9 protein-coding genes and 1 pseudogene are annotated in these 9,392 nt (G+C 69.9%); 6 read left to right on the top strand and 4 right to left on the bottom strand.

What is annotated here, in order from left to right:
• Positions 1 to 143: 143 nt before the first annotated feature.
• Positions 144 to 920: a class I SAM-dependent methyltransferase gene (locus ACQKIP_RS31030; RefSeq protein ID WP_365856235.1), complete on the top strand. Its 777-nt coding sequence runs from the start codon at positions 144 to 146 to the stop codon at positions 918 to 920.
• Positions 920 to 1,489 carry a TetR/AcrR family transcriptional regulator gene (locus ACQKIP_RS31025; protein WP_365856233.1) on the top strand — a complete coding sequence of 190 codons (570 nt, stop codon included), beginning with the start codon at positions 920 to 922 and terminating at the stop codon, positions 1,487 to 1,489. The genes ACQKIP_RS31030 and ACQKIP_RS31025 overlap by 1 nt, the downstream gene beginning before the upstream one ends.
• A gap of 22 nt (positions 1,490 to 1,511) precedes the next feature.
• On the opposite strand, the gene ACQKIP_RS31020 is transcribed toward ACQKIP_RS31025, so the two are convergent.
• Complete coding sequence (locus ACQKIP_RS31020; protein ID WP_365856231.1) at positions 1,512 to 2,108, bottom strand: HAAS signaling domain-containing protein; 597 nt, start codon at positions 2,106 to 2,108, stop codon at positions 1,512 to 1,514.
• Entirely contained in the window at positions 2,105 to 2,479 is a 375-nt protein-coding gene (locus ACQKIP_RS31015) for a PadR family transcriptional regulator (RefSeq protein ID WP_365856229.1), read from the bottom strand. The genes ACQKIP_RS31020 and ACQKIP_RS31015 overlap by 4 nt, the downstream gene beginning before the upstream one ends.
• A 354-nt stretch (positions 2,480 to 2,833) precedes the next feature.
• On the opposite strand from ACQKIP_RS31015, the gene ACQKIP_RS31010 reads away from it, so the two are divergent.
• Positions 2,834 to 4,114, top strand: a complete 1,281-nt coding sequence (locus tag ACQKIP_RS31010; protein WP_365856227.1) for a YeeE/YedE family protein — start codon at positions 2,834 to 2,836, stop codon at positions 4,112 to 4,114.
• A gap of 107 nt (positions 4,115 to 4,221) precedes the next feature.
• Here the strand turns inward: ACQKIP_RS31010 and ACQKIP_RS31005 are convergent, their stop codons facing one another.
• Positions 4,222 to 4,740: a hypothetical protein gene (locus tag ACQKIP_RS31005; protein ID WP_365856225.1), complete on the bottom strand. Its 519-nt coding sequence runs from the start codon at positions 4,738 to 4,740 to the stop codon at positions 4,222 to 4,224.
• 264 nt (positions 4,741 to 5,004) lie between these two features.
• On the bottom strand, positions 5,005 to 6,255 hold the full coding sequence (locus ACQKIP_RS31000; protein ID WP_365856223.1) for an FAD-dependent oxidoreductase: 1,251 nt from the start codon (positions 6,253 to 6,255) through the stop codon (positions 5,005 to 5,007).
• Positions 6,256 to 6,329: 74 nt separating this feature from the next.
• Between ACQKIP_RS31000 and ACQKIP_RS30995 the strand changes: the two genes are divergently transcribed.
• The 3 genes and pseudogenes from ACQKIP_RS30995 to ACQKIP_RS30985 form a co-directional block, all read left to right on the top strand.
• Positions 6,330 to 6,887: a TetR/AcrR family transcriptional regulator C-terminal domain-containing protein gene (locus ACQKIP_RS30995; protein ID WP_365857084.1), complete on the top strand. Its 558-nt coding sequence runs from the start codon at positions 6,330 to 6,332 to the stop codon at positions 6,885 to 6,887.
• A 240-nt stretch (positions 6,888 to 7,127) separates the two neighbouring features.
• Positions 7,128 to 8,072, top strand: coding sequence for a bile acid:sodium symporter family protein (locus ACQKIP_RS30990; RefSeq protein WP_365856221.1), 945 nt, complete (start codon positions 7,128 to 7,130; stop codon positions 8,070 to 8,072).
• Positions 8,073 to 8,438: 366 nt separating this feature from the next.
• Positions 8,439 to 9,269: pseudogene (locus tag ACQKIP_RS30985) on the top strand (ThuA domain-containing protein); the annotation flags it as partial.
• Positions 9,270 to 9,392: the final 123 nt, after the last annotated feature.

The following is a 9,392-nucleotide window of genomic DNA, read 5'->3' as shown; positions in this document are numbered from 1 at the left end:
TCAACTGCTAGATCTCTTGGGTAATACGCCAAGCATTCGCCAGGGATGTATGCGAACACCTCTCGCAGATGCAAGATAGGGAGTGCTGTTCGGGGTGCGGATGCCGCCGCCCCGGCCCGGGCCCACAAGGCGAGGTCTCCCCCATGGTCATGCGCACTTACGACGGCAGCACCGACGACGTCGAACACGGCACGCACCGCACCGGGTACGCCTCCTACCGCCGGCCGGACGCCCGTATCGCTCGCGTCATCGCACAGGCCCTCGGCGACGCCCGGACCGTACTCAATGTCGGCGCGGGCACCGGATCGTACGAGAACGCGGCGCACACGATCACCGCGGTCGAGCCCTCCCTGGCCATGCGCGCCCAGCGCCCGGCCCGGCTCGTCACCGCCATCGACGCGGTCGCCGAGGACCTCCCCTTCGCCGACGGGCAGTTCGACGCGGCGATGACCCTCTTCAGCGTCCACCAGTGGTCCGACGTCGACGCCGGGCTGCGCGAGATGCGCCGCGTCACCCGGGGCCCGGTCGCCGTGCTGACCTGCGACCCCGCCCGCGTACGCGATTTCTGGCTCTACGAGTACGCCCCCGACGTCCTGGAGACCGAAGCCCGCCGCTATCCACCCCTGCACCGCCTCACGGCCGCACTCGGCGGCCACACCGCCATCCAGCCCGTTCCGATCCCGCTGGACTGCACCGACGGCTTCAACGAGGCGTACTACGGCCGTCCCGAGCTCCTCCTGGACCCCGCCGCCCGCCAGGCCTGCTCCGCCTGGAGCTTCGTTGACGACCGCGCCCGCCACGACTTCGACATCTCCCTGCGCCACGCCCTGGGCTCGGGAGCATGGGACGAGGCCTTCGGCCACCTGCGCAGCCGCCCGGCCCACAACGGATCCCTCGTCCTCCTGCGCGCCACACCCTGATGGCGTCGTCCCGCCCGCGCGCACCGCGCTCGGACGCCGAGGACAACCGCGGCCGCATCATCGCGACCGCGAGCGCAGCCTTCACCAGCACGCCCGGCGCGACTCTCCAGTCGATCGCGAAGGCGGCGGGCGTGGGCCAGGGGACCATGTACCGGCACTTCCCCAACCGCGAGGCGCTGCTCCTGGCCGTCTACCGCAGTGACATCGAGGCACTGGCCGCAGCCGCCCCGCGTCTGCTCGGGGAACGGGAGCCCCTGGAGGCGCTGCGGCTCTGGTTCGGGCGGCTCGCCGCATACGGCCGCGCCGAACACGGGGCAGCGCGGGCCATGGAGGCCGCCACCTGCGCGGACCGGGGAAGCCACTGCTACCCGCCGCTCGTCGCGGCCCTTGACCAACTGCTCACCGCCGGCAAGGAATCCGGACAGCTGCGGTCCGACGCCGACGCCGGCGAGGTGCTCCTGCTCGTGTCGTTCTTGTGGAAGACCGGCAGCGGCCCCGACCGGCAGGAACGCACCGCACGCATGCTCGCCATCGTCATCGACGGGCTGCGCGCCGCAGCGCGCGGCTGAAGGCTGCCGGTCCGTCGGCCCGTCAGGGGCGGCGGACCCGCCACAGCCACGTCGCCGTGCCCACCAGCAGCGCGAGCATCGCCAGGTTGGCCAGCAGGGCCGCGGTGTCGCCCGTCGGGGCGCTGCTGGACTTGTTCCAGGCGAGGATGACGACGATCGGCAGGACCACCGTGAGCAGCACGCCGGTGGTCTTCTGGACGGCGACCCAGTGCACCGAGGTGCACAGAAGGACCGCGCCGGTGATCCGGAACACCGCGCCGATCACCGGGCCGGGGTTCTCGGGGAAGACCATCACGAAGGGCAGCACGAGGACGAGCATCAGGAGCGGGGCCAGGGGGTGCACCTTTCCGCGCCGGGCAGGCGCGTCCGCGTCGCTCCGGGGCGCGGTTCCGGCGGTTCCGTAGCCCGCCTCGGCCAGTGCGGTCGCCGCGATCGTGCGCGGATCGCCCAGCTCGGCAAGGATCTCGCCGATGGCGGCGTCGGGGCGTTCGGCGCGCGTCACCTCGATGTGCTCGGCGAGGTCGGCCAGGAGTTCCTGGCGGCGGTCCGGGGTGAGTGCGGAGGCCTCGCGCTCGACGGCGGAGAGGTAGGCGCGTATGGGGTCGGCAGCAGTCTTCACGTGAGGTCTCCGGTGGTGGGGGGCGGGGTGGTCAGAAAGGCGTCGACCGCGTTGCGGAAGCCGGGCCAGACGCGGGTGAACTCGTCGAGTGCGGCCCGGCCGCTGTCGGTGAGCGCGTAGTAGCGACGGGGCGGTCCGGCGGCGGACTCCTGCCAGGTGGTGGTGACCAGGTCGTCGCGGCGGAGCCGGGAGAGCAGCGGGTAGACCGTGCCCTGGCTGGTGGCCAGGGCACCGGAGTCCTCCAGGGCGTGGAGGAGTTCCACGCCGTAGCGGGGGCGATCCCGCATCAGGGCGAGGACGCAGTACTCCAGGACGCCCTTGCGCAGCTGGGCGGCTGCCCGGGCTTGCTTGGTCGAATCACCTGGTTCCATGCGATGCAAGATACCTGGTGGCGCAAGCGGCGAAGAAGGAGGGGGTACGTATCCCCGGCAGCCGTCTGGTCCGCCGTCTGGTCCGCCGTCTGATCCGACCTCTCGTCCGCCGCCTCGTCCGGCGTCTCATCCGGCGTCTCATTCATGTGTTCTCTATGTGAGACGGAGATCCAGGATCTCTGCGGGGATGCCTATGGTGGTGCGCATGTTCGGACCCGCACGTCAGCTCGCTCTCGCGCTCTTCGCGGCCACGCCGTGGAGCGTCGACGACGCGCTCTGTCCCCGCTGACGCCTCGCTCCGCGCTCCCGCGAGCACCGCCCGTCCGATCCCCCTCCCGTTTCCCGGAGACCCCCTTGACCACCGCTGCCGACGCAGGGGCGCCGTCCCGTACCGCCCTGCTCACTCCTGCCCCCACCTCCGCCCCCGCTCCCGCGGCCGCGGCCTTGCCACCGGTCCGGCGGGTGCCGCTCGCGGTCGCCGGCGTCATCGGTGTCGCACTCGCCGGCTACGTCTTCGCCGAGCACGGGGCCAAGCCGGGCGTCCTGCTGCTGCTCGGGCTCGGACTGGGATTCGCGCTCTTCCACTCCCGGTTCGGCTTCACCTCGGCCTGGCGACAGCTGGTGGCCGTCGGCAACGGCACCGGGCTGCGCGCCCACACCCTGCTGCTGGGTACCACCGCGACGCTCTTCGCGCTGGTCATCGGGACCGGCAGCGGCCTGTTCGGTTCGGTGCCCGCACCCAGCGCCGGGCCCATCGGAGTGGCGCTGCTCGTCGGGGCCTTCCTCTTCGCCATCGGCATGCAACTCGGCGGCGCCTGCGCGTCCGGGACGCTCTTCGCCGTCGGCAGCGGCCAGGGCACGATCGTGCTCACCCTATTCGGCTTCATCACCGGCTCCACCCTGGCCGCCTGGCAGTTCGGCCTCTGGAACGATCTGCCGGCGCTCGACCCGTATGTGCTGTCCGACCACGTCGGGTGGTTCGGCTCCTGGGCGGTGACGATCGCGGTGCTCGCCGGGATCTGGTTCATCGCCCGCGCCGTGCAGGCCCGCAGCACTCCCCCGCCGGTCGGCACCCCGCCGTCGGCGCGCGGCAGCCTCCGCCGTACGGTGCGGGGCTCCTGGCCCCTGGCCGTCGGCGCCCTGGTCCTTGCGCTGTTCGGCGCCGGCGTACTGCTCGTCTCGGGCGGCGCCTGGGGCGTCACCAGCGCGTTCGCCCTGTGGGGCTCGAAGGTCGTGGGCGCACTCGGCGCCGCGCCGGAGACCTGGGCGTTCTGGCAACAGCCGGGCAACGCGGCCCAGTTGTCGGGGCCAGTCCTCGCCGACAAGAACAGCCTCACCGACATCGGCATCATGGTCGGCGCGGCCGTCGCCGCTGCCGCCGGCGGCGTGTGGCAGCTGCACCGCAACATCCCCGCCCGCACCGCGCTCGCCGCCGTCATCGGCGGCATCCTCATGGGTGTCGGCGCCCGCCTCGCCGGCGGCTGCAACATCGGCGCCTACCTGGCCGGCATCGCTTCCGGGTCCCTGCACGGCTGGATCTGGGCCGTCATGGCCATCCTCGGCACCTGGGCAGGGCTGCGCCTGCGCCCGCTGTTCGGCCTGGGCAACCCGAAGCCGACGGACAGCGTCTGCTGAGCGTCCGCATCGGGGCATTCAGCCTTGTGGCCCCCGGTTGCAAAATGAGCCAACCGGGGGCCGCATTCAGGCACCTGCGTCAGACGCCGGGGCGAAAGCCCCTGGAATCACTTGCAGTTGGGCACTGCGCCCTGGGCCTTGACGAAGCGGGCGGTGACCCAGCCCTTGGGCATGCTGACCTGGTACCAGGTCCGGTTGCCGGCGACCGGCTGACCGGCCTTCTTGCAGATCAGGCCGATGGTCTGCCGGTAGCGGGCGGTCCCGGTCGCCGCCGAGGCGGAGGTCGGCTGGCGGCGGACGAACACCCCGACCTTGGAGGTGACGGTGCCCTTGACCGTCTTCGGCTTGGGCGCCGCGGGCACGGTGAACTTGGCCTTCGCCGTCCACTTGCCGCAGCCCACTCCGCCCACCACGACCTGGTGACTGCCGGGAGCGGCCTTCCCGCTCACCGCGGCGCGGCCGGTGTACATCGGCGGCTTGGTCTTCTTCGTCAGCGCCACCGTGCCGACGAAGGCGTCGGACCTGGCCTGCACCGAACGGCACGTCTTGGGAGCGCCCACCACCTTGACCGTCACCACGGCCTTCTGCTTGACCGTGGCCGGGGTGACCGTGACCCTCGGCTCCATCGCCGGAGCATCGGTCGCCGACGCCGGCGCGACACCAGTGAACGCCACAGAGGCGAGAGCGACCACCGCGCACCCGCTCACAGCACTACGAACCATTATTTCGTCTCTCCTTGGTGACGCGCCGGGCTTGTTGAAGGAGCCCGAACTTCTGCGCTGTGCGGGAAACATAGGACTGCCACCGGGCATATGAAGCGACCCGCCACACGACACGCGTCCGATCACCAGAATGCAGGAGCTTGCCGGCGGCGACCGGTCACTCCTCCGCTACCCGGCGTCGAGATCCGGGTATTCCGGGAGCCGCCAGTCACCGCCGCGGTCTCCCTTCGCGTGGCGCGCGATGAATTCGGGGACACGCAGAAAGCAGGCCAGCGCGGTGACGGAGTGAAAGGCGTCGATGGCCAGCTTGTTCTTGGGCATGCCCAGGCGCAGGAGACGCGGTTTGACCGCCGCCTGGATTTCGTCGACGAAGGGCCGCAGCACGGTGTCGTAGTTCGCCAGGGCCTCGGGGAGATCACGGGCGTGCCGGGATATCTCACCGGCCAGGACATACGCGCCGATAAGGCCGCCCGAAACCCCCATGCCGCTGTAGGGGGAAGCGCAGTGCGCTGCGTCTCCGACCAGGACCACGCGCCCCTTCGACCAGGTGTCCGTGCGCACCTGCACGACTTCCTGGGAGTAGAAACTGCCGGTCGTCTCCATACCTTCGAGGAAGCGTTCGGTCTGCCACCCCGCGTCGCGGAATTTGTCGGTCCAGAACTGCTTCTGGCGCGCTATGGGCTCCCGGTGGACGGCCGATGCTTCTTCGGAGTCGTCCCGCAGGACGAAATAGACCTGTGTTTCGGTGGGGTTGTGACTCCTGCGCATGATCATCCGGGCGCCGGGGGCGTTGTAGGTGTCCCGGATATGGGTGTCCGTGGCGGTGCGGGGGACGAACCAGTAGGCCATGTGGATTCCCACCCGCCGGTACGGATCAGGAGTGCCGGACGGCAGGATGGCCCGCCGGACACGGGATCCCTGCCCGTCCGCGCCGACCAGCAGATCGAACTCGCCGGATGAGCCGTCCGAGAAGTGGGCGATCACGCGCTTCTCGTCCTGCTCGAAGCGGTCCACGCTCACGCCGAAGACGTACTCCGCATCGTCCTTCGCCGCGTCGTGGAGGATGTCCACCAGGTCGCCGCGCATGATCTCGTACTCGGACGTCAGGGTCTGCCGGCCCTGTCCGGAAGTGTTGGCCATGATCGTCGCTCGCGCCTTGCCGCGGGCGTCCACGAAGGCGACGCCCGCCTCGTCCACGAGCTTGCTCCTGACGGCGCCGAGCAGCCCCATCCGCCGCACGGCGTCGATGCCCTGGCCCCGTAGGTCGACCTGGGCCCCGGTGGCCCGCAGCGCCGGGAAGCGCTCGACGACGGTCACCCGGTGACCGCCGCGGGCCAGCCAGTAGGCGAGAGCCTGCCCTGCGATCCCGCCGCCGCAGACAAGGACCTTCAAGGAGGCGGTTCCGGCGGTGCGTGGCATGACACAGCCCTCTTTCTATCGGTGATAGGTAGATTTACAGCGTCACCTATCACCGATAGGTTGTCAATGTGAAGATGAACCGCGAGACCGTCGTCGGCGAGGCACTCGACCTGCTGGACGAGGTCGGCCTGGACACTGTCAGCACACGACGGCTCGCCAAGCGCCTCGGCGTCGAGCAGCCGTCGCTCTACTACCACTTCAAGAACAAGAAAGAGCTGCTCAGCGCCATGGCCGAGGCCGCCATGGCGCCCCATGCGACGGCTCCGCTGCCCCAGCCCGCCGACGACTGGCGTGAGTGGTTCCTGGAGAACACGCGCAGCTTCCGCCGCACCCTGCTGATGCGCCGCGACGGCGCGCGCCTGCACGCCGGAAGCAGCCCCGGGGTCGCGGACCTCGACCGGGTCGCCCGCAAAATGAGCTTCCTGCTCGCGTCCGGCGTGCCCGAGCGAGACGCGCAGATGGCAATGCTGGCCGCGGGCCGGTACACGGTCGGCTGCGTTCTGGAGGAACAGGCGGACGCGGACCCCGATGACGGCCCACCCCTTCCCGAAGTCCCGCTGATCGACCACGAGTCGGCGTTCGAGGCGGGCCTTGCCCTCATCCTGGGCGGCCTGGAGAACCGCGTCGGTTAGGCGGCTCCGCAGCCGCCGGGACCGGGTCCGCGGGCCGCACGCGGGCGCCCGCTGAACGCCGATCCCAGCCAAGCGAGTTGGCGGCGAACTGAGCGGGCGTCAGGTCGGTTCGTCCTTCTCCTTGTCGTACGGCCGGGCCTGAACCGAGAATCATGCCCACAGCTTTCGAGCCCGCCGGTTTCCGCCAAGGAGCCCTCCGTTGAACCTGCGGCCACTCGTCCCCGGCTCCGGAGGTGCCCCATGGACTCGCCGCTGACCGCGTACTTGCTGCCCGCCGTCCTCGCCGTGATCATGTACGGCCTCGGACTCGGCCTCACCGTGGCCGACTTCCGCCGGGTCGCCGCCTACCCCCGGCCGACGGCCGTCGCCCTGTGCTGCCAGCTGGCGCTGCTGCCCGCCGTCTGCCTGGGACTGGTCCTTGCCTTCGACCTCGGTCCGGAACTGGCCGTCGGCATGATGCTGCTCGCCGCCTCCCCCGGCGGCACGATGGCCAACATCTTCAGCCACCTCTTCGGCGGCGACGTCGCGCTCAACGTCACGCTGACCGCCATCAACTCGGTCATCGCCGTCGTCACCCTGCCGATCGTCGTGAACCTCTCCCTCGACCACTTCATGACCGGTACGGACGAGGCGCTTGGCCTGCGCTTCGACAAGACGTTGCAGGTCTTCCTCGTCGTCCTGGTGCCCGTCGCGGCCGGGATGTTCACCCGCCACCGCCGTCCGGGCTTCGCGGAACGCTCCACCCGTGCCGTCAAGGTGACAGCGGTGGCCGCACTGGTCGTCATCATCATCGTCGCGGTCGTCGCCGAGCGGAACAACATCGCCGGCTACCTCGCCGACGTCGGCCTCGTCGTCGTCCTCTTCGCGACGATCTCCCTCGCCACGGGGTACGGGGCGACCCGCCTGGCCCGCGGCGACCACCGGCAGTCCGTGGCCACCTGCTTCGAGGTCGGCATGCACAACACCACCCTGTCGATGGCCATCGCCCTCAGCCCTTCGCTCCTGGACAGCACACGCATGGCCATCCCGTCCGCGGTGTACGCGGTGGTGATGTTCGTGATGGCCCTGTCCACCGGGTTCCTGCTGCGCCGATTCGCCCCCGCCGGCGCAACTGCTCCTGGTGCGGCGGGCGTTACGCCCCGGGAACAGCGACAAAACGCGGACGAGCCCGGCGACTTGGCCTGACGGGGCAGCCTCAGTCCTCAAGCCGGCCTGACCGACTTGGCGGGCTCGGCTCTTCTCCGCGAACTCAGGGCGTTCGACCCAGCGCGTTCAACTCCTCGTGAGCGTGGTCTTGTTCGTACCCTTCTTGGCTTCATCTCTTGACGACCCTGGTGCAGACCTTTAAGTTCCCGGTCGCCACAGTTTCGCAAATGCGTCCACTGTTCATATACGTGAACTGCTGGGCGCAGCCGTACGCAAGGTCAACCAGCACCACGCCTCGTGCGCTCGACCGCGATACGCGCCTCGCCCGCCGCACCGCCCTGCTCATGTTCTCCAGGCCGACGAACTCGTACCGCCCCACCACCCCCCACCACCCCAGGAGAGTTCATGCACATCATCAGGTCCGGTTCCTCCCGCGTGGCCCTGCGAATCCTGCTGCTCCTGGCGACTCTGCTCGCCCTTGCGGCACCGCCCGCCGCCCGGGCGAACGCGGAGGCGGCGCCGTTCAAGGTGCTCGCGCTCTACAGCGGCACCTGGGACGCGGCGCACATCGACTTCGACAAGGAGGCGAACGACTGGTTCCCGAAGCAGGCCGCGGCGAACGGCTTCACCTACACCGCCAGCAAGAACTGGGACCTGCTCGCCAACGGCGGCGTGAACTCCTACCAGGTGGTCCTGTTCCTCGACGACGCGCCGCACACCGCGGCCCAACGCAGCGGCTTCGAGCGGTACATGCGCGCGGGCGGTGCCTGGATGGGCTTTCACGTCTCGGCCTTCACGACCGACGCGGGGAGCTGGCCGTGGTATCACAACCAGTTCCTCGGCAGCGGCAACTTCAAGTCCAACACCTGGGGTCCCACGACAGCGGTCCTCAAGGTCGAGGACCGCACGCACCGGGCGACCCAGAACCTGCCGGCCCGGTTCACCTCGGCGGTCAGCGAGTGGTACAGCTGGTCCAATGATCTCCGCCGCAACCCGGACATCAAGATCCTGGCCTCCGTCGACCCCAGCAGCTTCCCGCTCGGCACGGATCCCGACCAGTCCTGGTACAGCGGCTACTACCCGATCCTGTGGACCAACACGAAGTACAAGATGCTGTACGCGAACTTCGGCCACAACGCGATGAACTACGACACCAACACCCGCCTGTCGTCGACGTTCGCGAGCGAGACCCAGAACCGCTTCCTCCTGGACGGGCTGAAGTGGCTGGGCGGGGCGGGCGGTTAGCGCCCGGCCTGTAGTTGCTCGTACTCCCCGAGCAGGCGCCGCAGGTGCCCCACCATGAACTCGTAGTAGGTGTGCATGTCGCGAAGACGTGCCTGCTGGGCCTCGGCCATGCCG

Source organism: Streptomyces sp. NPDC059900 (assembly GCF_050270335.1).
In the GTDB taxonomy this organism is placed as follows: domain Bacteria; phylum Actinomycetota; class Actinomycetes; order Streptomycetales; family Streptomycetaceae; genus Streptomyces.
This window is presented reverse-complemented; position numbering and strand designations above follow the sequence as displayed.